Origin of the sequence: Edaphobacter lichenicola, assembly GCF_014201315.1 — a bacterium.
Lineage (GTDB): Bacteria > Acidobacteriota > Terriglobia > Terriglobales > Acidobacteriaceae > Edaphobacter > Edaphobacter lichenicola_B.
The window spans coordinates 689230-715512 of the sequence record NZ_JACHDY010000002.1 but is presented as its reverse complement, the minus strand read 5'-3'; the positions used below and the strand labels follow the sequence as shown (position 1 = coordinate 715512).

Sequence of the window (26283 nt, the reverse complement as noted above, 5' to 3'; positions counted from 1 at the left end):
CGAATTTTCTTTGCCCGGCGATCGTTGGCACAGGGCTTTTTGGTAAGTCCCAAGAGAACCTCACTCGGAATCAGACGCGGGTTGATGTAAGGACAGTCGCAGCTGCCTTAGCGCAGTCTAGGGGAGCAGTGCTCGGGTTTTCATTCATGCTGACGGATTTTTATCAACAGGTCTTGAGAGTTGCATCTATGCGCCGTGCAAGAATTTCGACCGTGTTGTTGCTGCTCTTCGGTTTTGCAGCTGTACTGCGTGGACAGAAATCCCCGGCAGCTCCTGCACCTAGAGCGCAGCTCGAGGCCACGCTCGGAGACGGCACCGTCGAACTCTCTGGCCTCTGGAAGTTCCGCATGGGCGATGACATGGCCTGGGCGCAACCGGATTTCGACGACTCGAGTTGGGGGACGATCGATGTAACTCCGCCGGCTGGGTCGGCGAATCCGGAACTAGGCACCAGCGGATATATTCCGGGTTGGACGGCGAACGGCTACCCGAAACAGAGTGGGTTTGCGTGGTATCGGCTCAAAGTCAACGTACAGAGTTCTCATGGCAGGCTGGCGATCAAGATGCCGAACGAGGTCGACGATGCGTATCAGCTCTACGTCAACGGTCAGCTAATCGGGGAACTCGGCAAATTTGACGCACATAAGGCAACGGCTTATAGCACGCTGCCTCGAGAGTTTCGACTACCGAGAGAACTTCGCAACGGGCAAATAACTATTGCCGTCCGGATATATATGGACAGCGCGTCTCTCTTCCTTACTCCGGACGCCGGCGGGATGCATGAACCTCCGGTTCTTGGGCATGCCGGAGTAATCGGAACCCTGATTCAGATGGACTGGGACAATACCGCGCATGTTGTCGGCAGCGGCTTCCTCGAGATGCTGATTCTGCTCCTTGCGTGGATGGTGGCAGTCAGCCTTCTTTCGATGGACCGTACCGAACCTTCGTACTTATGGCTGAGCCTGGTTTGCGCTGTCACGATCCTGGGTAATGGCGTCGTTCTCATCGTCAGCTTCGTACCGTGGATTGCCCTTACGCCCGGAATTTTTCTACAGTCTGTCATTATTGGTCCGATTCGAATCGGGCTTTGGGTCATCTTCTGGGGCTATTGGTTCCGGATCAGCCGGATGCAGTGGGTTCATCGCATCGTGTGGACGCTTGTCGGTCTTACCATGATCGGAACGGCCATGATGAGTGCGCCGATTTATGGTGAACATATCCCCGTACACGCGGCCGTCTATCTGCTACCTATTCTGCTAGGGCTTAGGCTTAGTTTTGCGGCACTGTTATGCGCGATTACGTTCCGAGGGATTCACAAACAGAAGACTGAGGGATGGCTCGCCCTTTCGGCAGTGGTTCTGGTGGCTATCGCTCTTTTTCAGAGCCAGCTTCGCCTTCTTCATGTCCCGACTGCATTCAATATTCTCGGATTCGACGTTGAGTTGGGCACCATCTCGACGATCTTTTCCCTCTTTCTTATCACGGTCATGTTGGTTCGGCGATTCCTGAATACCCAGCGGGTCCGCGAGCAGTGGAAGGCGGAGATCGAACAGGCGCGGCAGATTCAACACGTGCTTATTCCAGAGCATCTACCGAAGACACCTGGTCTTGCTATCGAAAGTGAGTATCGTCCGGCACGTGAGGTTGGTGGGGACTTCTTCCAGATTCTGCCTGTGCAGGAGGATGGCAGCGTATTGATCGTGGTTGGCGACGTTACAGGGAAGGGCCTGCAGGCTGGAATGCTCGTTGCGCTGATCGTTGGAGCGATACGGACGGCGGTTCAATACGACTCCGATCCCTTGACCCTGATGAACAGCCTCAATGATCGACTGTGGGGGCGTGGCCGTGCCAGTGCGACCTGTCTCATCCTTCAGATCTGCACCGATGGACGGGTGACGCTGGCAAACGCGGGACATCTGCCGCCGTATTTGAATGGGATAGAGGTTGAGATGGGTGGGTCACTCCCCATCGGTGTGGTGCCAGGCGCGGAGTTCTTTGTCTCCCATTTCACACTGGAGCCGGGGGACACGTTGATGCTGATGTCCGACGGAGTCGCTGAGGCGCAGGATCAACAGAAGCAGTTATTTGGGTTTGAACGCATCGAGAAGATGCTGCAACAGCCTATCTCGGCCGCAGAGTTGGCGTCGGCTGCTCAGAACTTTGGGCAGGAGGATGACATTCTTGTGCTGCGGATTCAGCGCAGGCTTCAGCCTGAGAATGTTCCCGATGAGAAGGGTATTCTGACAGCGACCTGAACGGCGGATTTCAGCGGAGACGATTCGGTGGCTTTAGCGTGGCTCAGGTCTATTCGAAGCCAGCACAGGCGGCGGCTTCGTCAGGGTAGAGTTTGGTGTACTTCGTAATGCCTACCATGGTGAAGACTTTTTGGAAGTGCGGTGTCAGGCCAAACGTCTGGACGGTTTGTCCTTTTTGACTTGCAGCGTAAAGCAGTTGAATGATCAGTGCGATGCCGCTGGAGTTGAGATACTCCACCTTGGAAAAATCGAGCAGGATGCGCTTGGACGTCTCGGGGGAGAGGCCTCCATATGTGCCCAACACCGCAGGCTCGGACGAACTCGTAATATCACCGGCGAAACGCAGCACCGTGATTGGATCGCCAGAAGCGCATTTAACCTGCTCCATTTTGACTTTCGTACCTGAGTCCGCCATCTTGATCTCTCCTCAATCTTCAGTGTTGTTTAAGCGTATGACGAGTCGGGCGTAGCTTCCAGTGAGAGGCGCACTCACCCATTCTGCCTCGTCCACCAAAGACTGAATAAGAAACATTCCCATGCCGCGACTAGCCTCTTCTCCGTGCATTTTTTTGTCCATATCCGGGGCGTGAACCACGCCCGGAGGCCCGGTGCCCGTGTCGAGCACCTTTACTTCAAGGGAACCCTCGTTCATGGAGAGAATGACGTCGACAATCAGGGATTCGTCGAGTTTGTTTCCATGCTCCATGGCATTGATGCAAGCTTCGGCGACAGCGGTTTTAAGATCTTCAACTCGGTCAGGAGCGAAGCCCATCAGCTTGGCGACGCTGGAGGCCGTGCTCATTGCAACTTTTTCAAAGCCGAGACGCGAAGGAAGACGCAGCTCGATGCTGTTCACGTTCTTTCCGTTCACTTCCCCTCCTACGGCTTTCGTCCAATTACGAGTGCGGTCATATCGTCTGATTGGTTTTCCTGATTGGAGAAAGCATCCAGAGTCTGCCAAATAGAGTTCAGTGTTCCAGTCGCGTCCGAGAGTCGGCAGGTGCGGAATGCCTCCATGAGGCGATCCTGACCGAATTCTTCGTCACCTTTAAACACCTCAGTCATTCCGTCGGTGTAGATTAGCAGCTTCGCCTTATCGGACAGTACATATTTTTCTGCCGAGTAACCAGAGAAAGGCAACATCCCGACCGGGGTTCCGCTGGCCTCAATCAACTCAGGCGTATCGCTGCCGTTGAGAAGAAAGGCGGGATTGTGCCCGGCGTTAACTACTTCGACAGTATGGGTCTTTGGATCAAGCCTCAGGAACATGGCCGTGACATAGCGGCGGCGCGACTCTTCACCCTCTTTGTAATGAAGGAGGTTCATGTGTGTCGCCATGTCGGCGAGCGGCATCCCCGAGTTCGCGATGGCTCGCAATGCCGCCCGAAACGAGCTGCCAACCAGAGCCGAGGCGAGGCCTTTGCCCGCGACATCGGCTACGACGATCATGTATTCCCCTGATGAGAGTTCCATAAGATCGAGGTAGTCGCCGCCGACCTCGTAGCAGGTCTGCGAACGACCAGCGATGCTGTATCCCGAGATATTGGGAAACGTCTGTGGAAGAAGGCTTCGCTGGATGTCACGGGCGCAGGAGAGGTCCTGTTTTACCCGCTCCATATCCAGGGTTTGTTCATGATAGCGGGCGTTTTCGATAGCGACGGCAGCCTGGACCGCAAGATGCTCGAGGAAATCCTGTTCGAAGAGGGAGAGCGGCGCACCGTCACGGGTGATGACGACCATTTCGGTGAGGACTGCGCCGTGGCGATCCAGCAAGGGGAAGCGGTAACAACCACGTCTCGGATCAGAGGACGGCGGATGCAAGAGGAATCGTGGGGGGATCTCTCCGTAAGAAAACGGAAAGGCCGTGAAAAATGCACCCGCCATCTCAAGTTCGCGCACGGTGATCTGCAGGACGCTGCGGAGAACACTGTCCAGCTCAATGGTGCTATGGATTCTGTGGGTCGTGTCGAGGAGTGCCTGGAGCCGTGCGATTTGCTGTTGAAGATGGAGACTGCTTTCGATTTCCATGGAACTGCTCCTTCACGTAACCCCTTTCAGACGACGATAGAACTCTCTGCCGCATAGGCCGGCGAAGAGTTCGCTTCTGCCGTGGTCCACCCGTCTGTTGCGGATTCGTCTGCTGAATCCTACTCAAACAGGAGCGCAAACTTGATCGGAGCCGTGGCGGCAACAGATATCGACGTCTTGTAGGTCCTTTCAGGAGATATCACGGATGATAGACATTGAACAGAACAATCTTATTTCTTGTCGGTGGTGCCTGGGGTAGTGTTCGCATCTTCCGGCGCAGAGGGATTGATGCGCCCCTGATTGTTTTCCGGAGTGTTGGAGGTGACCGTCGTGGATCCCGGGCCTGCGGTCGACGGATTATCTCCCTTGGGACCTGAGGGTTCTACGGCGTGTTTAGGGTCGACAGGGTGCGTCTGATAGCGGGTTTGATTCGACTGTTGATTATTCGTGGTCATAAGGGTCACCTTTCGCGTCTCGATCTCCATTGGAGAGAACGGTGGAGTTTGCAGTTGCCTGGTTCTTCGCGAAGTCTAGAGAGGGTGCCGGGAAGTGACTCTGTAACGAGGTTCCCTGCGGAGATACAAAAGATGGATCATTTTTACGCAACCAGCCTGCAAATCCTGCCAAATAGACCCGTAACGAAGAGCGGCCTTTCGGCATCTCGCCGGATGGTGAAGGGGGAGGTAGCCTATATTAAAACTTGGAGTCGAAGTTCGGAGGCATTAGCAGCAACATGAGATTAGCAGCAGAGTCAGACGCGATCACGTGCAGTGATTCCGTTCTAGTGACCGGCGGAGCCGGGTTTATAGGAAGCAACTTCCTGCTGGACTGGCTGGCTGCGGGCCATGGGCCGATCGTCAATCTGGACAAGCTGACGTATGCGGGGAATCCGGAGAACCTTGCGTCTGTTGAGCACAGCTCTGCCTACACGTTTGTGCAGGGGGATATCTGCGACGCGAAGATGGTTGCCAGCTTGCTGCAAAGATACCGCCCGCGAGCGGTGATTCATTTCGCTGCCGAGAGCCATGTCGACCGTTCGATTTTGGGTCCCGAAGCGTTTCTGCGAACCAATATCGATGGCACATTTATCTTGCTCCAGGCGGCACGGGCATACTACGAGAGGCTCGCAAGCACAGATCGGGAGAGGTTCCGGTTTCTGCATGTTTCGACCGATGAGGTGTATGGCACGCTGACACCGGAGGCGCCGGCTTTCCATGAGGAGACGCCATACGCTCCAAACAGTCCTTATGCGGCGTCGAAGGCAGCGTCGGACCATCTGGTGAGGGCATGGGTGCATACCTATGGCTTACCGGCCATCATCACGAACTGCTCGAATAACTACGGGCCGTATCAGTTTCCAGAGAAGCTGATTCCGCTGATGATTACGAATGCGCTGCAGGGTAAACCACTGCCTGTATATGGAGATGGACAACAGGTTAGAGACTGGCTGTACGTGGGAGACCACACGAGTGCTCTGCGCACGGTTCTGGAGCGAGGCCGTATAGGCGAGACCTACAACGTCGGCGGCGGAAATCAACGCAGCAATCTCGAGGTAGTGACGACGGCATGCTCGCTGCTGGATGAGTTGGTGCCTCAGTCAACGTTCAAACCACATTTGCAACTGGTGAAATATGTAGCCGACCGGCCGGGACATGACCGGCGTTATGCGATCGATGCGCGAAAGCTTGAGGGGGAACTCGGCTGGCGAGCGCAGGAGAGCTTTGAGACGGGACTGAGGAAGACAGTGAAGTGGTACCTCGAAAACGCGTCATGGGTGGAGAATGTGACCAGCGGGGCCTATCAGCAGTGGGTGGTCCAAAACTACTCAAGTCGCGAAGATCAGGTCGCTGTTGCTGAGCGTGGCTCGATGACCGAGGCAGGCGAGAGGGTTCGATGAAGGGGATTATTCTTGCTGGGGGCTCTGGGACGAGGCTGCATCCAGTGACGCAGGTCGTTTCAAAGCAACTGCTGCCCGTCTATGACAAGCCGATGATCTACTATCCCCTTTCGGCGCTTTTGCTGGCGGGCGTTCGGGAGATTCTGGTGATCTCGACACCGGAGGACACGCCGCGTTTCGAACAGCTTCTAGGAGGTGGTGAACAGTGGGGAATCAAGCTGCAGTATGCCGTACAACCGTCCCCTGACGGTCTGGCGCAGGCGTTCTTGATTGGAAAGGGGTTTCTTGCGGGAGAGGGTTGTTGCCTGGTACTGGGAGACAACATCTTCTACGGACATGATTTTGCGAAGACCTTACGCGAGGCTGCTGCGGGTGGTCCGGGCGCGACGGTGTTCGCTTACCCGGTCCTTGACCCGGAGCGATACGGGGTGGTGGAGTTCGACAAGAGCCGCCGTGCGATCTCAATTGAAGAGAAGCCGCTGAAGGCAAAGTCTCGTTATGCGGTAACGGGAATCTACTTTTATGACGCGCAGGTGGTCGGCATCGCTGAGGGCCTAAAGCCATCTCCACGTGGCGAACTCGAGATCACCGATGTAAATCGCTGGTACCTGGAGCACGGGCAGTTGCGGACGCAGGTGCTCGGACGAGGAATCGCATGGCTCGATACCGGGACACACGATTCGCTGCTCGAGGCGGCGACGTTCATCCACACGATTGAGAAACGGCAGGGCCTCAAGGTGGCTTGCCCTGAAGAGATTGTGTACCGGCTCGGTTACATAAATGCCGATCAGCTGCGAACACTGGCATCGAAGATCGCCAAGAGCACATATGGACAATATCTGCTGCGAGTGCTGGAAGAGACGGTGTACTAATGGTGTTTGGGAGGCTGCCATCGGAGGAGCGGATTCTGCTGACGGGAGCTAAGGGCCAGGTTGGTGGGGAGTTATTGAAGACTCTGGAGCCGTTGGGCGTTGTGATTGCTCCGGAGCGCGCGATGATGGATCTTGCGGATGCGACTTCTGTTCGCGATACGATTCGGGCAGTGCGGCCAAGGTGGATCGTGAATCCCGGAGCCTATACGGAAGTGGATCGAGCGGAAAGCGAGCCGGATCTGGCCTACGCGATCAATGCTGAGGCCGTCAAAGTGATAGGAGAAGAGGCGCGAGTGCTGGGCGCTGGTGTCATCCACTTCTCCACAGACTATGTTTTTGATGGATCAGGAGAGGAACCTTATGTTGAAACTGATACTGTCGGACCGATGAGTGTCTACGGCGCCAGTAAACTCGCCGGAGAGAGGGCGTTGGCTGAGAGCGGCGCAGGCCACATGATCTTTCGGACGAGTTGGGTTTACGGGGCACGAGGGAAGAACTTTTTGCTGACGATCCTGAAGCTTGCGCGAGAGCGGGAGGCGTTACGGATCGTGGACGATCAGCATGGTGCTCCAACCTGGAGCCGCGATCTGGCGAGGATGACAGCGCACGTGATCAAGCGTTGTGAAGCAACTGCCCAGACGATAGGATGGAAGGCTGCGTTGCAGGACGCGAGCGGGGTTTACCACGCCGCTGGCGGGGGCGACACTTCCTGGTTCGAATTTGCAGCGGAGGCGGTTCAACAACAGCGCGAGAAGGAGCCTGGAGTGCGATTCGCGAAGATCGAGTCGATATCGACCGATCAGTATCCGACCCCTGCCAGGCGCCCGTCGAACTCGCGATTGAACTGTACCAAGCTAAAGGAACGGTTCGAATGGACCATGATGTACTGGCGGGACTCGCTGCGAGAGGTGCTGTCGGAGCTATGAAGCAGCGAGCGTTATTTCTAGATCGGGATGGGGTCGTAAATGAAGAGGTGGGATATCTGCATCGAGCCGAGGAGGTGAGGTTTGTCGACGGAATCTTTTCGCTTTGCAGGACCGCTGTGGGACTTGGATATCGCCTGATTGTTGTGACGAATCAGGCAGGCATCGCGCGAGGCTACTATTCGGAGGCTGATTTTCACAACCTGATGACGTTCATGCGTGGAAAGCTCCACGCGGAAGGAGTTGAGCTCGATGCCGTTTATTATTGTCCGTTCCATCCCGAGCACGGCGTGGGGGAGTACAAACGTGAGCATGAGGACCGGAAACCTGGCACGGGGATGCTGAGACGCGGAGTCGCTGAGTTTGGAGTGGTGCTAAGCGAGAGTGTGATGGTTGGCGACCGGTGCTCAGATGTGGCGGCGGCGAATGCGGCTGGATTGCGGCAGGCTTTTTTGATCGGCGGGACTGAGACTGCCGGCTGTAGTGGAGAACATCTGAAGGTGCAATCATTGGCTGAAGTGGAACGTTGGCTGGTGGCGTGCGGATAGCGTAGACCACTGGTCGACATGTCGAGACAAGCTTCGCTTCAAAGCTGTGTAGCGGGTAGATTCAGAGATCAGCCGATCAGGGATATCGCCAGGGCCTCCTTGTGCAGAGCTTTAGACCAGATGAGGCGCTTCGACCGGCGGGAGTTCGGCTTCGAGGAAGTGCTTCCCAAGAGCATCCTTTGGACTGACAGAGGGTGGGACGCCGTTAAGCGCCTCGATAGGCCAATCGATGGCAAGGACGGGATCGTTCCAGAGGATGGAGCGTTCTCCGGCCCGGTGGTAGAGGTTCGTGGTCTTGTAGAAGACCTCTGCGGTGTCCGAGAGGACAACAAAGCCGTGGGCAAAGCCTTCGGGAATCCAGAGGAGCTGCAGTTGGTCAGCGGAGGACTGGGCTTTCAGATGGAATCCGGCCCATCTGCCGAAGTCGGGGGATTCGCGCCGAAGATCGACCGCCACGTCCCAAATATGGCCGGAGAGAACTCGGACGAGCTTGGCTTGAGGCCTGCCGAGTTGATAGTGAAGGCCGCGAAGTACTCCTTTGACCGAGAAGGACTGATTGTCTTGCACAAAATTCGCCGATAGCCCGGCAGCGGCGAAGGTTGATTGATTGAATACCTCTGCAAACCAACCGCGACTATCTTCGAAGCGTTGGGGTTGAAGTAGCTTAACGTCACGTAGAGGCGTTTCAAGAACCTGCATTCGAGTAGTTTAGTGTCCTTAACTCGTACATGAAAACAGCGTGATGTGTTGTTCCAAAGTGGAACGAATAAAAGGCGAACCCAGTATGCGTAAACTCCTTTTTCAGAACACCGTCGGTTAGAATGGTGAAGTTGTGTCAGTGCGCTTTGTTTTCCCAGTCGTCGACTTGGTCCAACCCGACTTATAGAGAGGCCATCGTAAGGTCCATAGGCGGGTAGCATGAGCAGGCAGGTGGAAGTGATTTGGAAGCGCGGCCGTTTCCTGGGCTCATTGAGGCTCCAGGAGCGGGCTAGAGAAGGTACCGCGATACAAGGCGTGTAACAGGAACCGGTCCGGCTGATGAACGCAGAACATGCGCACATGCGAGCCGAACAGATACAGGATTCGAATGCAGGCTGAATACCAATCCCCCGAGTCGCGGACAGCGGCTATCGAAGGTTCTTATTCGTATCCGGAGTCGGTTGGTGGCTCGCTGGAAATTTCGCATCGAGCAGACGAAACTCCGTCAGAGTTTTTCCGATACCGGGTTATCAAACGCTGCGTCGATGTTGTGTTGGTTTTGATTTCGATGCCCATTGTGCTGTTGTTACTCGGTGTTGTGGCCGTCTCCGTGAAACTGAGTTCGCCTGGGCCAGTCTTTTATTCGCATCGGCGGATTCGCAAAAATGGCGCCTTTTTCTCGATGTGGAAGTTCCGCACGATGTGTATCAACTCGGCTGAAGTGCTGGAGACTCATCTGGCGCGATATCCAAAGGCCCGTGCGGAATGGAACAAGACCCACAAACTTCGTAAAGATCCACGGATTACTCCTGTGGGGCTTTTTCTTCGGCGATACAGCTTGGATGAGTTGCCGCAACTTTGGAATGTGCTTGCTGGGCAGATGAGCTTGGTGGGGCCACGGCCGATTGTAGCGGCGGAAGTAGAGAAGTACGGTGATTGCTTCGATTGCTACTGCAGGGTGAAGCCTGGATTGACGGGGCTTTGGCAGGTATCGGGACGCAGTGCCTTGAGCTACGAGAGACGTGTCGCACTCGACTGTGAATACGTGGAACGATGGTCGCTGATGAGCGACCTCTGGATTCTGATGAAGACGTTTGCGTCTGTAGTAAACCAGGATGGCGCGTATTAGCCTGACTCTCATAAAATGAAGAGCGGCGGGGCTGCAACCGTCTGTTCCCTCATCCACCAACGCGTGGAGTTGATTTTGTCGTTGTGCGGGTTTGCATTTTTGACTTAGCTCGTGCGGACGCTCCGTTAGATAAAACCTCTCTTCGTCGGATTGCCGATTTAACAATGAGCCATGAAGTTGGCAGATGTCCGACTCTAGCGGAAACTTCCTTTCAACTCCCCGCCGAGAATCTCAACCGTGACAACTTGATCGGAGCTTGCTGATGTCTTTAGAGGGAATGCGGGACATGCTGAAAGGTTCCCTGGGGAGGAGCCTGCAAGCGCTCCGGGAGGAGGATAGGCTGGCGGCAGCGTGGCCGGTGGCGTGTGGAAGGGCCATGGCGGAGCGGGGGCAGGTCGTAGGATTTGAGGATGGCGTGGTCCGAGTAGAGGTGGAAGATGGCGCATGGTTGCGGCAGTTGCTAAGTATGCGTCGACAGCTTGCCGCAGAGCTGTCGCGTATTTCGGGGGTGACTGTAAGCGAGATACACTTTGAGAAGAAGGGGAACTACAAGCGATGAAGGAACAGGCTGGCGTTACTCTGGAGGATGTGCGGCGGGTCGCAGAGTTGGCGAACCTGGAGCTGACGGCGGAGGAAGAGCCAAGGATGCAAAGAGACTTGAACGCCATTCTTGGCCATATCGATCAATTGAATGAGCTGGATACTTCCGGGATTCCTGCGATGGCGCAGGTAGGTGAGATGTTGGGGGGCACTTTGCTCGCTCGTGGAGAAGCGTTGCGGATGGACGAAGTACGGACGTCGCTTGACCGCGCGGAAGTGATGTCCGCGGCCCCGGATACCGACGGCCGGTTTTTCAAGGTTCCGAAGGTGATCGAAAGGTGAGCGCAAAAGTAGTGAACTTGGAAAATCTGACAATCGATGACACACGTCAAGCGATAGCTTCGGGTGAAACCACAGCAACAGCGCTTGCAGGGCAGCACTATGAGCGTATCGCCTTCCAGGATGGCGAGATCCATAGCTTTCTGGCGTTAAGTCGTGAGCGGGCGATGGCCCAGGCTAAGAAGATCGATGAGATGGCCGCCAAGGGTGACCCGTTGCCGCCGCTGGCGGGAGTTCCGGTGGGGATTAAAGATGTTCTCGTAATGAGGGGGGCCCCGGCCACTGCTGGTTCACTCATTTTGAAAGGGTACCGGCCACCGTATGATGCGACTGCCGTCGCGAAGCTGGAAGAGGCCGGGGCGGTGTTGTTGGGAAAGTTGAATTGCGACGAGTTTGCGATGGGTTCGTCGAATGAGAATTCAGCTTACGGACCTGTACTGAATCCAAAGGCGTTAGACCGTGTTCCGGGCGGCTCGAGCGGCGGTTCGGCGGCTGCGGTAGCGGCGAACTTCGCGGTAGCTACACTTGGAACCGATACTGGCGGGTCGATTCGCCAGCCGGCGGCCTTTTGCGGCGTGGTCGGAGTGTTGCCCACGTACGGCAGGGTTAGCCGCTATGGATTGATTGCGTTCGCCTCTTCGCTGGATCGCGTTGGGCCATTGACGACGACCGTAAAAGACGCGGCAACTGTGCTGCAAGTTATTGCAGGAAAAGATGTTATGGATGCAACTTCATCGACCAGGCCGGTGGATGACTATGTTGACGGACTGGCGAAACCTGTTCAGGGCTTGCGGATCGGAGTGCCCGAGGAGTACTTCGGCGAGGGATTGGATCCGGAGATTCGTAGCGCAATCGATGGTGTAGTTGCTGGTCTGAAGCTGGTAGGATGCGTGGTAAAGCCGGTCAGTTTACCCCACACCAAATACGCGATTCCAACCTACTACGTCATTGCTACAGCCGAGGCATCCTCAAATCTCTCTCGGTTCGATGGGGTCAGGTTCGGGTTGAGGGCGGAAGAGGCGAACACGTTATCCGCGATGTTTCGCAAGACTCGAGATGCAGGCTTTGGCGCCGAAGTGAAGCGGCGGATCCTGCTGGGCACCTATGCCCTCAGTGCGGGCTATTATGACGCGTACTACCGCAAGGCGCAGCAGGTTCGAACTCTCCTGACCCGCGACTTTCTGACAGCGTTTGCTGATGTGGATGTGCTGGTGGCTCCGGTAACTCCGACCCCTGCGTTCAAGCTGGGCGAAAAGACGGACGACCCTGTCCAGATGTATCTGGAGGACATTTACTCGGTGGCAGCGAGTCTGGCGGGTATCTGCGGCGTGTCCGTGCCCTGCGGGCAGACGAAGGAAGGACTGCCGATCGGCGTGCAGGTCCTGGGTAAGCATTTCGATGAATCGACCATGCTCCGGGTAGCGCAAGCCGTGGAGACGCAACAAGCGAGTCGGGAATCTGGTGCCTGAGGCCGGGTCCTCTATGCGGGACGTACTCCGCCATTTGGATGTGATCGGGCCGTCGGATATGTCCGTATGTCAGGTGCTCGATAGCTCTTTTCAGTGAGTTTGACTGCTGATTGTATGATGAACGATATCAGGCTAAAAGAAGGTTGCGAGGATTAGAGCAGATGCAGTTTGGTAGTTCCCCCAGAGTACGCAGGTTTGGATATGTGCTTCTAGTCAGCGTGTTCGGAACGCTAACGTCATCTGCTCAGTTCGACCAATTTGGTCAGGCGCTCAGTGGGCAAACTTCACAGCAGCAGTCTTGCGACCCGAATGATCCGACGTGTCAGTCTTCCGGAGATCAAAGCAACCTACAGACCCGCACCCCGTTGGCCAATCAGCAGCAGACTCTAACCCCCCAGATCGTTGTGCCTGGACAGCAGGATACGCAGACTACCACACAAAATAACAATCGCAACCTGCAGCAAAATCAGAACCCCCAGACTCCTCTTCCGTTGGACTCTCCAACAGAGTTTCAGCTTCTGGTTGCTAATTCGATCGGCAAGATGCTGCCGATCTATGGTGTGAATCTATTTCGCAACTTGCCGTCTACCTTTGCGCCGGTCAACATGGTCCCGGTGACGCCGGACTATGTAGTCGGACCGGGAGACGAATTACTCATCCAGATGTGGGGCCAGGTTACGCTGAACGGCCGCTTTCTGGTAGATCGATCTGGAAGCATCTTCGTGCCCCAGGTAGGCTCGATTCACGTTGCTGGCGTGAAGTTCGAGCAGATGCACGATTTCTTGAAGAGTCAGGTTAGCAGGGTCTTCCGAAACTTCGATCTCAATGTGAATCTGGGCCAGTTGAGGTCAATCCAGGTATTTGTCGTTGGACAGGCGCGCAGGCCTGGAAGCTATACGATCAGCTCGCTGAGCACACTCACCAACGCTCTTTTCGCCACGGGTGGACCAACTCCACAGGGTAGCCTGCGACACATTCAGTTGAAACGCGGCGATAAAGTCGTCGTTGATTTCGATTTGTATGATCTCTTGCAGCGTGGCGACAAATCGAAGGACGAGAAACTTCTGCCCGGCGATGTCATCTACATCCCGCCTGTCGGTCCGCAGGTAGCTGTCACTGGAAGTGTCAATCACCCAGCGATCTACGAACTCAAGTCCCTGGGCGATACAACCGTCGGTGATGTTCTCGAGTTGGCGGCAGGTTTGACGAACGTTGCTTCGGGACAGAGAGTTCGGTTAGAGAGAGTGGACGAGCGCAGTAGGCGCAGCATGCTTGAGATATCTCTTGACTCGCAGGGAAGAGCGATCGTGATGCAGAACGGCGACCTGTTGGAGCTGAACGCGGTGGTCAGCCAATACAAGGATGCAGTCACACTGCGCGGGAATGTGGCCAATCCGGGACGTTACACCTGGAAGCCGGGAATGCGCGTTCGCGATCTGCTGCCGGATAAAGATGCATTGATCACGCGCGACTATTGGTTGAAGCGAAGCCAACTCGGTCAGCCCACACTGACCTATATTCCTACATGCCTCCCATTGACCCCCTACGGTATTCCAAATCTACGTTACGGAATTCCTGTTGGAGAAGAGGGGACGAACCCCAACTGGAGATACTCCTCTACCAGGAATCCAAATTTAATTGGGCTGGCCTTCGGAGGCGAAGAGGGAAGTAGTTATCGAACGACAGGCGATACGGACAGCGACACGGATGCCCCCACTGATGGCGGACTCGACTGCATCAAAATTCCAGCTTCGCAGACTGCGTTGAGTGGAAGCAATGATCGGTATACCCCGTCCGCAGCAGCAAATGCAGCAAATGCAGCCGATGGAACCAATGGATCGAATTCGACGAACAACAATCAAAACGCCTACAGCGGTAGCAACTCCAACCCATCCGGGTTCCCGCAAAACGGCTCCCAGTTCAACACGCCACCTTCAAATCGCGTGAGTGCAGCCAGCGCCAGTTTGGGTTCAACCGTGGCAAATGCATCGTCTGGAGAATTTCGGCCGCGGAACAATGTGAAGTTGAGCGAGCCCGATATTGACTGGAGCTACGCTGTTATCGAGCGTCAGAGCAAGGCGAACCTGACGACATCCCTCCTTCCATTCAATCTTGGTAAGGCGGTGTTGGAGGAAGACGCCTCTCAAAATCTTGAGTTGCTTCCCGAGGACGTCGTTACTATCTTCTCGAAGGCAGATATTCGGGTGCCCCAGGCGCAACAGACCCGATTCGTGCGGCTGGAGGGAGAGTTTGCCTCCTCTGGTGTCTACAGCGTTCTGCCGGGCGAGACCTTGCGGCAGTTGGTAGAGCGTGCTGGCGGGTTTACCTCGGAAGCATACCTCTATGGCTCGGAGTTCACTCGCGAATCTACACGTCGGGTTCAACAACAACGCCTGAATCAATACGTCGACGAGATCGCGCTGCAGGTGAGTACAAACGCAACAAATAATGCGGGTCGAGCTATAAGCGCTTCGGACACCGCAGCTGCAGCTGCAACTCAGGCCCAGAATCAGAACATCATCGCCAGCTTGCGGCAAGCGAGGGCGACCGGACGCATCGTGCTGGATTTGAAGCCTGACAGCCGCGACTTGAGCCAGATCCCTGATCTCCCACTCGAAGATGGAGATCGTTTCATCGTGCCGCGTGTTCCCTCTACCATAAGCGTCGATGGAGCGGTCTACAACCAGAACTCTTTTGTTTTCGAGCCACAGCGCAGACTTGGCGGCTACATAAGACTAGCCGGCGGCTCCAACAGAGATGCTGATAAGAGCCGGGCTTATGTTATTCGAGCGAGCGGATCCGTGATCAGCAAGCAATATAGTTCTTCTCTGCGGGGAAACAACTTTGATTCGCTCCATTTGTATCCTGGCGACACGGTTGTCGTGCCTCTGAATCTTACGAAAGGCAACACGATACGACTCATTGTAGATATTGCCCAGATCGTCGGCCAATTTGGAATCGCTATAGCAGCAGCTAACGTCGTGTTCTAAGAGAAAAGCGAAGTGACCTGTTTTGTAGTCATACCCACCCTGAATGCTGTCAAAGACTGGCATCGCCTGGCGCCACCACTCCTCGAATCTATGGCCTCAGATCGTGTGCTGATTCTTGATTCTTCTTCTGTGGACGGGACGGCGGATTTGGCAAAAGCTGCTGGTTTTCGTGTGCATACGATTGCGAAATCTGAGTTCAATCACGGCGGAACAAGGCAAGTTGCAGTTGAGTTACTGCCTGATGCTGAAGTACTCGTGTTTTTAACGCAAGACGTGGAACTCGCGCAACCTGATGCTATTAGTCTGTTGCTCGAAGCCTTTGTTGATCCGGCTGTTGCGGCTGCCTATGGGCGCCAACTTCCGCGTCGCAGCGCGACCCCAATTGAAGCGCATGCGCGTTTGTATAACTACCCGGAACAATCCAGTGTGCGCACTTGGGCCAGCCGAGAACAGTTCGGATTTAAAACCATCTTCCTCTCAAATTCGTTTGCGGCTTATCGGCGCAATGCCCTCATGGCCGTCGGCGGCTTTCCATGCGACGTCATTTTCGGGGAAGATACAATCACTGCCGCAAGACTGCTGATGGCAGGGTGGAAGGTAGCTTATGTGGCCGAAGCACAGGTCTACCACTCCCATAACTACACGTGGGTGCAGGAATTCAAGCGATATTTCGACATTGGGGCGTTGCACGCGAAAGAGGATTGGTTGCTGGATAAGTTTGGACGCGCGGGCGGCGAAGGCAGTCGCTTCGTCCGATCGGAGCTTAGATATCTTTGGCAATCATCCAAGTTGTTGATCCCTTCAGCGCTTTTTCGAACCGTAATTAAGCTGGCGGGCTACAAATTCGGCAGCTTGGAGAAGAAGCTGAGTTTGGAATGGAAGCGCAGACTCAGTATGCATCCCGCATTCTGGAAGTGATAGTAGTTTAGTCATGTCCGCGGCTCTAACTCAACTCCTCCCCTCTACGGACTATCCGTGATCGCGCAGGGATTTGAGTAATCGACAGGCGTGCGTTAGGCTGTCAGACAGCGTGGAATCCCTACTGCTTTGAGAGAAGCAAGGTGCCGAAATCGATACTCTTTCGGATTACAGAGGGGCAGTTAAAGGGTACAAACGTAGGTAACGTCAGGGGTCAGTATATGGATCGTAGCCAATATGCAGCAATTATTGAAGAAAGACTTAGCGATGAACTCGAGCGGCTCCGTGACGAGTTCCGAGAGCATACTGTTCAGAGTTGTGTAATCGATCATCTGTTGCCGGAAGAGGAGGTTCTTAAAATCTTTAAGGCCTTTCCCGACAAAGACACAATGATGCTTAAGAAGAGCCTTCGAGAAAACAAGTATGTTGCGGCACAGATGAACAAGTATTCCGCAATTCTCGAGGAGATCATCTTTGCGTTTCAGGATCCGAGGGTCTTGAAGGTGGTAGAAGAGATAACCGGCATTTACGAGATGGTCCCCGACGAACACCTTTATGCCGGCGGGATCAGCCTTATGGCAAAGGATAATTTTCTTAATCCTCATCTGGATAACTCTCATGACAAGAACCGGCAGATGTACCGAGTCCTGAATCTTCTCTACTATGTGACTCCTGATTGGCACGAGGAATTCGGTGGAAACTTGGAACTTTGGGATAACGGTCCCAAAGAACCTCAACGTGTCATCGCTGCAAATTTTAATCGGCTTGCCCTCATGGCGACTCATGAAAAATCTTGGCACTCCGTGAGCCAAGTCGTCGTTGATCGTTCGCGGTGTTGTGTGTCGAACTACTACTTTTCTGCAAAACCGCTTGAGGATCATGAATACTTTCATGTCACTTCCTTTCGCGGTCGACCCGAACAACCAGTACGCGATCTGGTATTGCAGGGTGATATCGCTCTACGCCAAGCGGTTCGTACAGTATTCAAAAAAGGTATTGTCGAGAACAAGCACGTTTATAAGAAAGATTAGAAGACCACATCAAATTGACAGACAAGGGTGCCGGTCGAAGCAGGCACCCTTTGTCGGTGAGGTCATTACATGCTGTGAGTCGAAGAAAGAGGAGACCCTTCGAATAATGGGCCTAGCGGTGCAGATGAATCTCTGGTGTCCAGGTAATTTGCAACCATCCGCTTGTGTTGTGTTGTGAACCGCTCATGTAAGAGGGAATGAGAAACCGTTCGTACTGCGTGAAGAGCTGCGCCTGCCAGTGTTGATTGAAGGCATACGTGCTGTTTACAAATCCATCCGAAATCGTACTTCCGCCAGGAAGAAACAGGTTTCCCCCTTTATTCTGGCGGTAGCCGGCTTCGACTCGAGTGCGGGCGGAGAACCAATAACCTGAACGGGCTTCGATAGCGCGGCCATCGCGGCCCACAGCGTTGCCCAGCAGGAATCCTTTGTTGGTATTTCCGTCCAGGTATTGGTTATTGATGAAGAAATGCTGGCCGCCGAAGTCGTTCACAAGCCCCTGTGAACTGACGGCCTCGACGCGTAAATCCATGTGCGGTAGAAGGGGCAATCGCGCAAAGTAGATACCAGGGCTCCAGGCAGCCCTGCGGGGTGCATCGATTGGACTGGGGTCATCGTCGGAGTATGCATCCGCGTAGAGGGTGACGGCCCGTCTCAAAAATGGCAGGCGATAGCTGAAGTCGAAGTTGCTCTTGCGGTCGCCAGGATCGGCTCGGTCGCCATAGCCCCCGCTTCCACCATTTCCGGTAGTGATGTCACCGGTTGAGTTGAAGCTGAATACATTGTTCTTGAAGGTGTGGAGTGTGATGGGGTGCCCGACGCCCCAAAAGATGGACCAGCGTGTAAAGCTCATCTCGAGGTTATCGCCGAAATTAATGTCAAGCTTTTGCCCATTGAACCAAGGACGTGCGGGATAGCTGTGTCCGGATAGCTTTCCGAGCACGATATCGAAGCGATAGGTGCCCAGCGATGGTAGGAACGGTATCGGGTGTGGACGAGTTGATACGAAGCGCAGGTTGTACGTCGGCTCTGCATTGCTGGAGAAGGCGAGCGGACCTATCGTAGTCGGTCCCCAGTAGAGCTCCTGTTTACCCAAAGAAAGCGCATTACCCTCGAAGGCAACGCCTGCGTATAGCTCAATCGGCCGTTGACGAGTGTAGGCTGATCTTTCGGGGATTGGCTGTATGTACGGGTCGCCGAAATTCGGTATTCGATCCAACGCGTTGATCAGCTGATTTGTTGCCTGCGATTCAGCCGGATTCCCAGGACTCTGCTGCAGTTCCTGGCGATCGTAGAAGAACAGTCGCCCGTAGTTGGCGCGTATCGAGTATCCGGCGATGGCGCTGCCGCCACGGCCAAGCGGACGGCCGAAGTCGTTCCACCAGGTCTGTCCGAAGTGGAAGCTGTCTGCCAGCGCGGGACCTGCAATCGCGCCGTACCGTGCGTAGGCTGATTCGAGACTCAACGACTCGTAGTAGTTAGGTTCGGTCTCGAATTCATGTTGGAGATCGGCCATGAGGCGGCGAGCTTCAGAGACCAGCTTGGGGCTGTTGTATTGCTCCATGTCAATCTGATCCTCCGCTACTCTAAGCTGACGGAGGCACTCCTGCCGGGTCCACGGGCGGATCGAGACACTCTGACCAGGGATGAATCCCATCGCGGCGAGTCGTTCCAGCGCCGGATAGACCCAACTGTCCATGGGGACGTTGGTCGATCCGATCGAATCCGGATCGTCATCTTCGGTGAAGAGCCGCGGCGGATGATGAGCGACAGGCGCCGGCTGAGAAGCTCCCTGCGCTTGTGGCGTCTTGTGGGTCCGGGGCACCCCGAAGTCATCCGGCATCGCCTTGGAGTCGAATGGGTTCAGGCTGAAGTTGTGGTGCGCGCGATAGACGTAATGACCGATCAGCCATCCGGTCGCGCTTCCGATCAGAACGTCTGAGGGGAAGTGCTGTTCGGCCAGCACGCGGCTGACGCTCACGCCGGTGGCCAGTCCATAGACCGCAGTGCGGGTAATCCAGCCCGGATATTCCTCTCCAATTACTGAAGCCATGGCCCATGCCGCAGTCGCGTGATTTGAGGGGAAGCCTGACGTAGACGGGCTGGAGTTGAAGAAGTCACCCTTGGCATTGTTTACAAGGGGACGGTCGCGCAGGGAGATGAATTTGCCTACTTCGCTTACCGCGAGGCTGTCCGCCAGCGCTTCTCCTGTCAGCAGGCCAGTCTCGTGAGCCTGGGGCGCGTCGTTGAAGAGGCTCCAGAGGTACATGGCTGCCGGCGCCGCCCCAAGCGCCACCACGCCGGCGTTCGAAAAGGTGTTGAACTTGCTCCGATCATCCGCGTTGATTTGGATCAACGATGTCATGGTGTGTTGGTCGCTGCCGATCAACAAACCTGTCGTCGCGCCAAGGGGAGCCAACCAGATTGCGTCACTGGGCCGAAGATGCAGAGGGCTGGTCCAGATGGCCTTCTGATCGGCCAGGAGACGCCGTGGGGTGCCAGCCAGGGTGATCGGGGTCTCAGCCTTATCCTCCGTTGTTTTGGGGGCCGGGTCGGTGGCGACTTGCGGCTCCGGCGCATCTGGCAGAGAGCTTGACGCCTCCACTGAAGCATTCATCGACGCTGGCTGTACGGCTGCGTTTTGAGCGAAGCACAGTCGCCCAATCGAAAGCAAAAGGAATGCTGTGAGGCGGAGGTATCGATCAGGTTGTGGTTGAGCTACAAGCATCGGCAACGGTTCGGGGTGGGCGTACTCGGATAATGCAACCCCTTGCAGGAGGCTACCATAGCTGGGCGATCCCCGATGACACCGTGACGAAAGCGTGACAACTTTCCCACCCGAGACTCCCGCTTTGCTCGACGACAATCTGCGAAACGGGAGCGCCCACAAAGTGGTGATTTTAGAGATGGAAGAAGTGGTTGGCACCCAGGACGAGCAGCAGGGTAATGGCGGCGATAGCGACCTCGCCGACAGCTCCCACGATGAACGGCCTGGCTCCTTGCTTGAAGAGATCCTTCAGGTTCGTGCGCAGACCTACGCCGGCAAAGGTGAGCAGGAAGGCCCATCGGCTGAGATTCCCTAACGCTGCGAGCTGAGGCTTCGAGAAGCCCAGCGCGGCTACATGAGGGTTGGTCGAAGAGCCCAGGGTGGCCAGCAAAGAGATAAAGAGGAAGCCGAGGACGAACTTGGGGAACTTCTTCCAGAGGAATGCGGCTTTGTTCTCGAGCTGCGCTGTGGCGGCACGGCTGGCGAGGCCCTTCCGTGCCCACTGGATCGCGTAGGCCAGCACGACGAAGCCGATGAGGGCGTTGCGGCAGGTCTTGGCGAGCACGGCGAACTTGCCGGCGGCGTCCGAGTAGAGGGCTCCGGCGGCGGTGGCTTCGGCGGTATTGTCGACCGCGAGACCGGCCCAAAGACCGTAGGCGCGGTCGCTCATGTGCAGCGCGTGGCCGATGAGCGGAAAGGTGAACAGCGAGATTGCGCCGAGAGCGAGAATGGCGGCGATGGCAGTCGAGGAGTCCTCTTCGTCGGCGTCAATCGCGCCTTGGGTGGCAATGATGGCAGAGACGCCGCAGACGCTGGAGCCAACGGCTAACAGCGTAGTGAGTTGAGGGCCTAGTTTGAAGGTGCGGCCCAGCCACGTCATGAAGGTCAGCGAGAAGGCGAAGGCGACGAAGACCAGGGCCAGTGAGATGCCGCCGAGTTTAAGGATATCGCCAAGAATAAAGCGCGCGCCTAGCAGGATGATGCCTGCCTTTAGCCAGAACTCGTAGGTAGCGACGCCCGCGCGAAAGATCCGGGGTAGACCGACGGTGTTGGCGATGAGGATCCCAAAAAGAATAGCCCAGAGCACATATTCGATGTTGGGCAGGACGTAGTGGTGAGCCTTCCCGTAGGTGTTGATGAAGTGCTCGACGAACTTGCCCGCGTAGCCGACGACGGCCAGAAGCGCAATGCCTGGAAGCAGGCCGAGGAGGGAGGAGCGTTCGGCTGGGACGCGGCCCGGCGCGTGTGGGGGGTACTCAGTGCGAAGATCGGGTAGATCGATTGAGGCGGCCATAGACTCTCCTTCGTGCTATTTGTTTGGGGCGCGGACTTCGATGCTTACCAGGCGACCGATTTGAGCAGGCCTGCGCGGACGATGATGGCGAGAGCAAGAGACAACACAATTGCCCAGGTGTCGGTGGAAAAAGAGAGACGGGTGCGAGGGATGGACATGGAGAAGTCTCCTTGGAGAAAGAGTGGTGCACACGAAGCGACGTGTGGGCTACAACACTGAACTTGTAGAAAAAGGGGGAACTGCGAAGGAAGGACTAGCTACAACAACAACGAGTCGGCATGAGGTGCAGCTGCGCGGGTTGGCGGAAGACCGTCATGTCAGAGTCCAGTGTACACCAGGGGGCAGGCGGTCGGCTGCTCAGGCTTTCAAAAGATGCGCCGCCTTCGACTCAGCCTGGCGCCGCAACAGTCCAGCCTTCGCGTAAAGCTTTTTGATGACAGGACTTCCACTCGGCAGCCGGGTCTGAGCTCGATCCAGCAGAAGAAGATAGTCGTGCCACGCGCCGGTTGTCTGCTGGACGTCCTCCAAGCGTTTCGCAAACTTCGCTGCGGCCTTGGACTCCTCGCTGCCGATCTCTGCGATGTACCGTGCGGTCTTGCAGGCCTTCCGGATCGAATGAAGGTCACCATCCTCGTGAGGATCGAGCCCGCTAACCGCCGGTGCTAGCCAGCTTCGCGCGACGTGGATCAGTCTTTCTCCACTAAGATTGAAGTCATTTACTCCCGCAAAAACCATCTCGAGTTTGTCGAGCGCGCGGAGGATTTCATCTTCGTCGGCGCTGATCTGCTGTTGCAATTTCTTCACCTTCTTTTTTCTCGATGCTTCCAGTTGCGTCTCCAACTCAGTCGCGCCACCTGTCGTTTGATAGGGGCCGAGAAGTTCACGGTGAACATCCAGATCGCGGACGTCGCCGGCGATGCGTCGGATCTTACGGACGGAACGTTTGAAGGCGCTGGACCTCTTCGGCAGAGCGGGCAGGTCGGCCGCAGGAGTCAGTAGTTCGAGCACAGCCTCCAGCCGACGAGTGCTCGAGCGAAGCTGGTGAACAGCCTTGGGCTTTGGGTCGGCGAGGCAATCGGCAAGTGCTGCTTTCAGCTCAAGCGAATAGCGAAGAAAGGTGATGACCGGTTGCGGCATAGAACACCCTGCTTGTTACAGATGCAGCTTTTGCGGATTTGGACTTCACGACACCGGATCGCCGCGATAGTTGCGCGCAACCGGTTCGAGTAAGGTGGGTTTCATTGGGTGTAGGCAGGAGGTTGTTATGAAGATCACAAACGTAAAAGCGATGGTTGCAAAGGGTGTAACGGTTGGCTTACTGGCAGGTGCGTTTGTGTTGGCAGCACCCGCGAAGGCTGACGCACAGCAGTTCGCAGTGGGGGTACGGGTTGGCTATCCGGCTTACTATGGCTATCCCGCTTACGGCTACTACGGGCCCGACTACTATGCTCATCTGCGCTTCGAACAGGAGCGTCGGCACGCCGAGTGGGTGCGAGCGCATGAGTTTGAGCGCTACCACCACGATCATCGCGGACGCTGGTAGTCCACGCATAAGGCTGCAGTCTTGCAGCGCCTAACAATGTTCGCAGGCCGGTTGCGGAGAGGTTTCCGCGCCGGCCTTGCTGTTGTTAGAGAGCTCCGCTTCCGTAAGCGGCCGATAGTAGCGGGCCTCGGGAAAGGCGCACCCCTGGCAAAGTGTTCTTCCGTCGCGCAGGTACTCGCGATCGTAGTTGATGCCCTCGCCGCACTGCGCGCAGGTGATACGCGCCGACTTGTAGCCAGGCATCTCACGCGAGTGGATCGGCACTGCAACCCACTCTTCGTGGAAGAGATCTTCGTCAGGCAGCTCGCGATAAGCACGCATCTGCTGCTCGTTCTTGTTCTCAATGTGCGGGAAGAGTTCGCGGGCACGTTGCTTGGATGATTCGAGCGCGGCAATCCGCAGAGCTTTGAAAACAGGAGTATCGCCCTGCGGTGTCAGGGGTGACGTCAGGTCGACAAAGGTAGCCGCCATCTTGCCCCAGTCGCGAAACTTGATGGCGCGCTTGCCCAGGCGGCAGCCAGTGACGACGGCAATGGCGTCCGTTGCGCAGCGGTCGATCTCGATGAAGGTGACCAGGCGCTTGCGGTCGGCACCCTTGGGATCTTCGACGCCAAGCCGTTCGCAGCCCAGCATGGCCATGCGGACGCCGAGAATCTGGCCGGCGCAAAGGTGGCCGTGGGCGATCTCGGCTTCGTGGAGAAGTGCGTCAAAAGACTGCATAGCCTGATGATACTGCTGGACGCGGGAGCGCGTTTTTAAGTGTTTGCGCGAGGTTGCTCAGGGGGGGTACTATTCGATGCCCGAGGTGACCCATGAGTGAGTTTGGAACGACGATTGGTATGGTGCTGAAGCAGAAGTCCGGGCCAGTGGCTACGATCGCGCCCGATGCCTCCGTCTATCAGGCCATCGAGATGATGGCAGAGCGGCAGGTAGGCGCGCTGCTGGTGATGACCCAGCAATCGCTTCTCGGAATCATCTCCGAACGGGACTACGCGCGCAAAGTTATCCTGCAGGGCCGCTCGTCGAAGGACACCCCGGTCGCGGAGATCATGAGCAGCCCTGTGATCTCAGTCTCGCCAAAACACACGGTGGGCGAGTGCATGCGCATCATCACCAAAAATCGCATTCGGCACCTGCCGGTGGTCGAGGGCGGCGCAGTCGTCGGCGTCGTCTCGATCGGCGACCTCGTCAACACTGTGATCAGCGAGCAGGAGATGACGATCCGGCATCTCGAAGCCTATATCTCGGGTGCGGCTACGACTTAACGGATGGCTGCGCTGCCGCGATGGACAACGCCGGGTTCTTCGCCGCGAATGCCTCGAAGGCGTCGAGCGCGTCGTGCAGCCGATTGAAGATCCATGCGCTGCCGATGACCTCGGTCAGGTGATGGCGGTCGAAGTCTGCCCTCGTGTTCCATGGCACTCGAGCGAATCCCAGCTGGACGCCGGCATCTGTCAGATTTTTCTTCAACTCCTCAACCACTCGCGCAGCGCTGTAGTCCAGGTTGGTAATCGCCTCGGCATCAACGATGAACCAGCGCACGGTGGTCGGGGATGGGCCTACCAGGCCGAGAACCTCGTCGGAGAACCGGCTCGCGTTGGCGTAGAACAGCGCGGCGCCAAAGCGGTACATCACTAACCCAGGTTCGGTTACTGCGCCCGGAGTCGGAGGAATCAGCTTCCATACATTGGCCTCGTCCGGAATCATGACGCCGGTGCGGGGATGATAGCTGTGATGCACGATGCGCAGCAGCGACAGGACCATCGCCAGCACGATACCCACCTCGACGCCCGCGGTAATCACGACGAGGGTAGTTGTCACGGCAAGCGCGAATTCGGCAGGGCTTTCGCGGAGAATATCCTTCAGACTGCGTAGCTTGATCAGCCGGATCGCGACCAGGAAGACCAGTGTGCCAAGTACGCACTGAGGCAGGTATTGAAGCGGCTTGGTCAGAAACAGCAGGACCAGCGCGACGACGATCGCCGTGGTGACCTGCGCGACCTGGCTCCGACTGCCAACGCTTTCCACCATGGCGGTCTGCGTCGGGCTACCGTTGACGACGAACGTCCCGCTGAACGCAGCGGCTGCGTTGGCCGCGGACAGGCCGATGAGGTCCTGATTCTCGTCCAGCCGTTGATGATGACGCGCAGCGTAGATGCGTGAGGTGGCAGCGCTCTGGGTAAGGATCATGATGGCGCATGACCCGGCGACCGGGAGCAGTGGTCGGATGTCGCTCCAGCTGACGTCCGGCATCGCAAGGTGAGGCAGACCGCCAGCCACTGCGCCAATGATGGCGATGCCATGTCCGGCAAAGTTCCATAGCGCGCTTGCTGCTGTGGCCAGAATGACGGCCAGCATTGGCCCCGGCGCCTTCGGGGCAGACCAGCGGAGAGCAAAAACGAACGCAAGCACGGCAAGGGTCACCGCCAGCGTGTGCAGATGCACCTTCGGGAGGTTGCGACTGATCTCGACGAGTTGGAGAATCGATCTGCGAGAGGTGACCTGAATGCCAAGCATCTGTCCCAGAACCGCAATGCCGACCTGAAGTCCTATGCCCGTCAGAAAGCCGACGAGCACCGTCTGCGACAGGAAGTCGGCGACGAATCCCAACCCGCACAACCGCCCCAACAGTAGGAAGACGGCGGTGAGCAGCGCCACCAGGCTCGCCAGTGCAACATATCGGGTGCTCGCGGCTGGCGCCATGCCGGCCAGGCCGCTATGAAGGATGGCTGCGGTGGCCGAGTCGGCGGCGACGACCAGAAACCGCGACGAACCGAAGGTTGCAAAGGCAAATAGCGGCAACAGAAGGGAATAGAGGCCGGTTACGACAGGCATTCCTGCGATCCGGGTGTACCCGAGAGCCTGAGGAATGTTCATCGCGGCAAACGCAACCCCGGCAACGGCGTCTCGTACAACGCCGTTTCGCTTCACGGGTCTGATGCCTTGGAACAGATTCAACAAATTCGAAACTCCTGCCTGGGGAGACAGCGCAAAGTTCCCAGCCTTCGCAGCGGTTGTCTTGTAACTAGACGTTGATCCTA

24 protein-coding genes are annotated in these 26283 nt (G+C 56.4%); 14 read left to right on the top strand and 10 right to left on the bottom strand.

Going from position 1 to position 26283, the window contains the following annotated elements; genetic code table 11:
* Positions 1-188 precede the first annotated feature (188 nt).
* Positions 189-2255 (top strand): PP2C family protein-serine/threonine phosphatase, encoded by a 2067-nt coding sequence (locus tag HDF09_RS09220; protein ID WP_183765017.1) that lies wholly within the window; start codon positions 189-191, stop codon positions 2253-2255.
* A 49-nt stretch (positions 2256-2304) separates the two neighbouring features.
* On the opposite strand, the gene HDF09_RS09215 is transcribed toward HDF09_RS09220, so the two are convergent.
* From HDF09_RS09215 to HDF09_RS09200, 4 genes are all read right to left on the bottom strand, one after another.
* Positions 2305-2670, bottom strand: a complete 366-nt coding sequence (locus tag HDF09_RS09215; protein ID WP_183765013.1) for an STAS domain-containing protein — start codon at positions 2668-2670, stop codon at positions 2305-2307.
* A gap of 12 nt (positions 2671-2682) precedes the next feature.
* Positions 2683-3126: an ATP-binding protein gene (locus HDF09_RS09210; protein ID WP_311719118.1), complete on the bottom strand. Its 444-nt coding sequence runs from the start codon at positions 3124-3126 to the stop codon at positions 2683-2685.
* A gap of 8 nt (positions 3127-3134) precedes the next feature.
* Entirely contained in the window at positions 3135-4283 is a 1149-nt protein-coding gene (locus HDF09_RS09205) for a PP2C family protein-serine/threonine phosphatase (RefSeq protein WP_183765010.1), read from the bottom strand.
* A 230-nt stretch (positions 4284-4513) separates the two neighbouring features.
* Entirely contained in the window at positions 4514-4738 is a 225-nt protein-coding gene (locus HDF09_RS09200) for a hypothetical protein (protein WP_183765007.1), read from the bottom strand.
* A 278-nt stretch (positions 4739-5016) separates the two neighbouring features.
* Here HDF09_RS09200 and rfbB point away from each other — a divergent pair, with 278 nt between their 5' ends.
* Genes rfbB through HDF09_RS09180 form a run of 4 tightly spaced genes read left to right on the top strand, consistent with a single transcriptional unit; the run spans position 5017 to position 8523 of the window.
* The gene (gene rfbB / locus HDF09_RS09195) at positions 5017-6180 is read left to right on the top strand and encodes a dTDP-glucose 4,6-dehydratase (protein WP_183765004.1); all 1164 of its coding nucleotides are present in this window, start codon (positions 5017-5019) and stop codon (positions 6178-6180) included.
* Entirely contained in the window at positions 6177-7052 is an 876-nt protein-coding gene (gene rfbA / locus HDF09_RS09190; RefSeq protein WP_183765000.1) for a glucose-1-phosphate thymidylyltransferase RfbA, read from the top strand. The genes rfbB and rfbA overlap by 4 nt, the downstream gene beginning before the upstream one ends.
* Positions 7052-7978, top strand: coding sequence for a dTDP-4-dehydrorhamnose reductase (rfbD, locus tag HDF09_RS09185; RefSeq protein WP_183764997.1), 927 nt, complete (start codon positions 7052-7054; stop codon positions 7976-7978). Before rfbA ends, rfbD begins: the two co-directional genes overlap by 1 nt.
* On the top strand, positions 7975-8523 hold the full coding sequence (locus HDF09_RS09180; protein ID WP_183764994.1) for a D-glycero-alpha-D-manno-heptose-1,7-bisphosphate 7-phosphatase: 549 nt from the start codon (positions 7975-7977) through the stop codon (positions 8521-8523). Before rfbD ends, HDF09_RS09180 begins: the two co-directional genes overlap by 4 nt.
* A 111-nt stretch (positions 8524-8634) precedes the next feature.
* Here the strand turns inward: HDF09_RS09180 and rfbC are convergent, their stop codons facing one another.
* Positions 8635-9222, bottom strand: coding sequence for a dTDP-4-dehydrorhamnose 3,5-epimerase (rfbC, locus tag HDF09_RS09175; RefSeq protein WP_183764991.1), 588 nt, complete (start codon positions 9220-9222; stop codon positions 8635-8637).
* A gap of 388 nt (positions 9223-9610) precedes the next feature.
* On the opposite strand from rfbC, the gene HDF09_RS09170 reads away from it, so the two are divergent.
* The 7 genes from HDF09_RS09170 (at position 9611) to HDF09_RS09140 (ending at position 17638) form a co-directional block, all read left to right on the top strand.
* Entirely contained in the window at positions 9611-10351 is a 741-nt protein-coding gene (locus tag HDF09_RS09170; RefSeq protein WP_183764987.1) for a sugar transferase, read from the top strand.
* A gap of 262 nt (positions 10352-10613) precedes the next feature.
* Complete coding sequence (locus tag HDF09_RS09165) at positions 10614-10910, top strand: DciA family protein (RefSeq protein WP_183764984.1); 297 nt, start codon at positions 10614-10616, stop codon at positions 10908-10910.
* A complete protein-coding gene (gene gatC, locus HDF09_RS09160) occupies positions 10907-11233 on the top strand; it encodes an Asp-tRNA(Asn)/Glu-tRNA(Gln) amidotransferase subunit GatC (RefSeq protein WP_183764981.1) in 327 nt (108 codons plus the stop codon). The genes HDF09_RS09165 and gatC overlap by 4 nt, the downstream gene beginning before the upstream one ends.
* An 11-nt stretch (positions 11234-11244) precedes the next feature.
* Complete coding sequence (gatA, locus tag HDF09_RS09155; RefSeq protein ID WP_183766166.1) at positions 11245-12699, top strand: Asp-tRNA(Asn)/Glu-tRNA(Gln) amidotransferase subunit GatA; 1455 nt, start codon at positions 11245-11247, stop codon at positions 12697-12699.
* 365 nt (positions 12700-13064) lie between these two features.
* A complete protein-coding gene (locus tag HDF09_RS09150) occupies positions 13065-15689 on the top strand; it encodes an SLBB domain-containing protein (RefSeq protein WP_183764979.1) in 2625 nt (874 codons plus the stop codon).
* Positions 15690-15701: 12 nt separating this feature from the next.
* Positions 15702-16607, top strand: a complete 906-nt coding sequence (locus HDF09_RS09145) for a glycosyltransferase family 2 protein (protein WP_183764975.1) — start codon at positions 15702-15704, stop codon at positions 16605-16607.
* A gap of 221 nt (positions 16608-16828) precedes the next feature.
* Positions 16829-17638: a 2OG-Fe(II) oxygenase gene (locus tag HDF09_RS09140; protein WP_183764971.1), complete on the top strand. Its 810-nt coding sequence runs from the start codon at positions 16829-16831 to the stop codon at positions 17636-17638.
* Positions 17639-17750: 112 nt separating this feature from the next.
* Here the strand turns inward: HDF09_RS09140 and HDF09_RS09135 are convergent, their stop codons facing one another.
* The 3 genes from HDF09_RS09135 to HDF09_RS09125 all read right to left on the bottom strand — a co-directional run bounded on the left by HDF09_RS09135 (position 17751) and on the right by HDF09_RS09125 (position 22836).
* A complete protein-coding gene (locus HDF09_RS09135) occupies positions 17751-20255 on the bottom strand; it encodes a capsule assembly Wzi family protein (RefSeq protein ID WP_183764968.1) in 2505 nt (834 codons plus the stop codon).
* 283 nt (positions 20256-20538) lie between these two features.
* Positions 20539-21699 carry a YeiH family protein gene (locus tag HDF09_RS09130; protein WP_183764965.1) on the bottom strand — a complete coding sequence of 387 codons (1161 nt, stop codon included), beginning with the start codon at positions 21697-21699 and terminating at the stop codon, positions 20539-20541.
* A gap of 357 nt (positions 21700-22056) precedes the next feature.
* Complete coding sequence (locus tag HDF09_RS09125; RefSeq protein ID WP_183764961.1) at positions 22057-22836, bottom strand: CHAD domain-containing protein; 780 nt, start codon at positions 22834-22836, stop codon at positions 22057-22059.
* Between the two features lie 127 nt (positions 22837-22963).
* Between HDF09_RS09125 and HDF09_RS09120 the strand changes: the two genes are divergently transcribed.
* Entirely contained in the window at positions 22964-23242 is a 279-nt protein-coding gene (locus HDF09_RS09120; protein WP_183764958.1) for a hypothetical protein, read from the top strand.
* Positions 23243-23272: 30 nt separating this feature from the next.
* Here the strand turns inward: HDF09_RS09120 and HDF09_RS09115 are convergent, their stop codons facing one another.
* Positions 23273-23962: an FmdE family protein gene (locus HDF09_RS09115; protein WP_183764955.1), complete on the bottom strand. Its 690-nt coding sequence runs from the start codon at positions 23960-23962 to the stop codon at positions 23273-23275.
* 92 nt (positions 23963-24054) lie between these two features.
* Here HDF09_RS09115 and HDF09_RS09110 point away from each other — a divergent pair, with 92 nt between their 5' ends.
* Positions 24055-24507, top strand: a complete 453-nt coding sequence (locus tag HDF09_RS09110) for a CBS domain-containing protein (protein WP_183764953.1) — start codon at positions 24055-24057, stop codon at positions 24505-24507.
* On the opposite strand, the gene HDF09_RS09105 is transcribed toward HDF09_RS09110, so the two are convergent.
* Complete coding sequence (locus HDF09_RS09105; RefSeq protein ID WP_260181043.1) at positions 24497-26200, bottom strand: SulP family inorganic anion transporter; 1704 nt, start codon at positions 26198-26200, stop codon at positions 24497-24499. The two genes, HDF09_RS09110 and HDF09_RS09105, sit on opposite strands and share 11 nt — an antisense overlap.
* Positions 26201-26283: the final 83 nt, after the last annotated feature.

Excerpts from the sequence above, each read along its gene's own strand:
- rfbA (WP_183765000.1), top strand. The coding sequence starts at position 6,177 with ATGAAGGGGATTATTCTTGCTGGGGGCTCTGGGACGAGGCTGCATCCA.
- HDF09_RS09115 (WP_183764955.1), bottom strand. The coding sequence starts at position 23,962 with ATGCAGTCTTTTGACGCACTTCTCCACGAAGCCGAGATCGCCCACGGC.
- HDF09_RS09110 (WP_183764953.1), top strand. The coding sequence starts at position 24,055 with ATGAGTGAGTTTGGAACGACGATTGGTATGGTGCTGAAGCAGAAGTCC.
- HDF09_RS09215 (WP_183765013.1), bottom strand. The coding sequence starts at position 2,670 with ATGGCGGACTCAGGTACGAAAGTCAAAATGGAGCAGGTTAAATGCGCT.
- HDF09_RS09200 (WP_183765007.1), bottom strand. The coding sequence starts at position 4,738 with ATGACCACGAATAATCAACAGTCGAATCAAACCCGCTATCAGACGCAC.
- HDF09_RS09180 (WP_183764994.1), top strand. The coding sequence starts at position 7,975 with ATGAAGCAGCGAGCGTTATTTCTAGATCGGGATGGGGTCGTAAATGAA.
- HDF09_RS09220 (WP_183765017.1), top strand. The coding sequence starts at position 189 with ATGCGCCGTGCAAGAATTTCGACCGTGTTGTTGCTGCTCTTCGGTTTT.
- HDF09_RS09165 (WP_183764984.1), top strand. The coding sequence starts at position 10,614 with ATGTCTTTAGAGGGAATGCGGGACATGCTGAAAGGTTCCCTGGGGAGG.
- rfbD (WP_183764997.1), top strand. The coding sequence starts at position 7,052 with ATGGTGTTTGGGAGGCTGCCATCGGAGGAGCGGATTCTGCTGACGGGA.
- HDF09_RS09125 (WP_183764961.1), bottom strand. The coding sequence starts at position 22,836 with ATGCCGCAACCGGTCATCACCTTTCTTCGCTATTCGCTTGAGCTGAAA.
- HDF09_RS09140 (WP_183764971.1), top strand. The coding sequence starts at position 16,829 with ATGGATCGTAGCCAATATGCAGCAATTATTGAAGAAAGACTTAGCGAT.
- HDF09_RS09205 (WP_183765010.1), bottom strand. The coding sequence starts at position 4,283 with ATGGAAATCGAAAGCAGTCTCCATCTTCAACAGCAAATCGCACGGCTC.
- rfbC (WP_183764991.1), bottom strand. The coding sequence starts at position 9,222 with ATGCAGGTTCTTGAAACGCCTCTACGTGACGTTAAGCTACTTCAACCC.
- gatC (WP_183764981.1), top strand. The coding sequence starts at position 10,907 with ATGAAGGAACAGGCTGGCGTTACTCTGGAGGATGTGCGGCGGGTCGCA.
- HDF09_RS09170 (WP_183764987.1), top strand. The coding sequence starts at position 9,611 with ATGCAGGCTGAATACCAATCCCCCGAGTCGCGGACAGCGGCTATCGAA.
- HDF09_RS09120 (WP_183764958.1), top strand. The coding sequence starts at position 22,964 with ATGAAGATCACAAACGTAAAAGCGATGGTTGCAAAGGGTGTAACGGTT.
- rfbB (WP_183765004.1), top strand. The coding sequence starts at position 5,017 with ATGAGATTAGCAGCAGAGTCAGACGCGATCACGTGCAGTGATTCCGTT.
- HDF09_RS09135 (WP_183764968.1), bottom strand. The coding sequence starts at position 20,255 with ATGAATGCTTCAGTGGAGGCGTCAAGCTCTCTGCCAGATGCGCCGGAG.
- HDF09_RS09130 (WP_183764965.1), bottom strand. The coding sequence starts at position 21,699 with ATGGCCGCCTCAATCGATCTACCCGATCTTCGCACTGAGTACCCCCCA.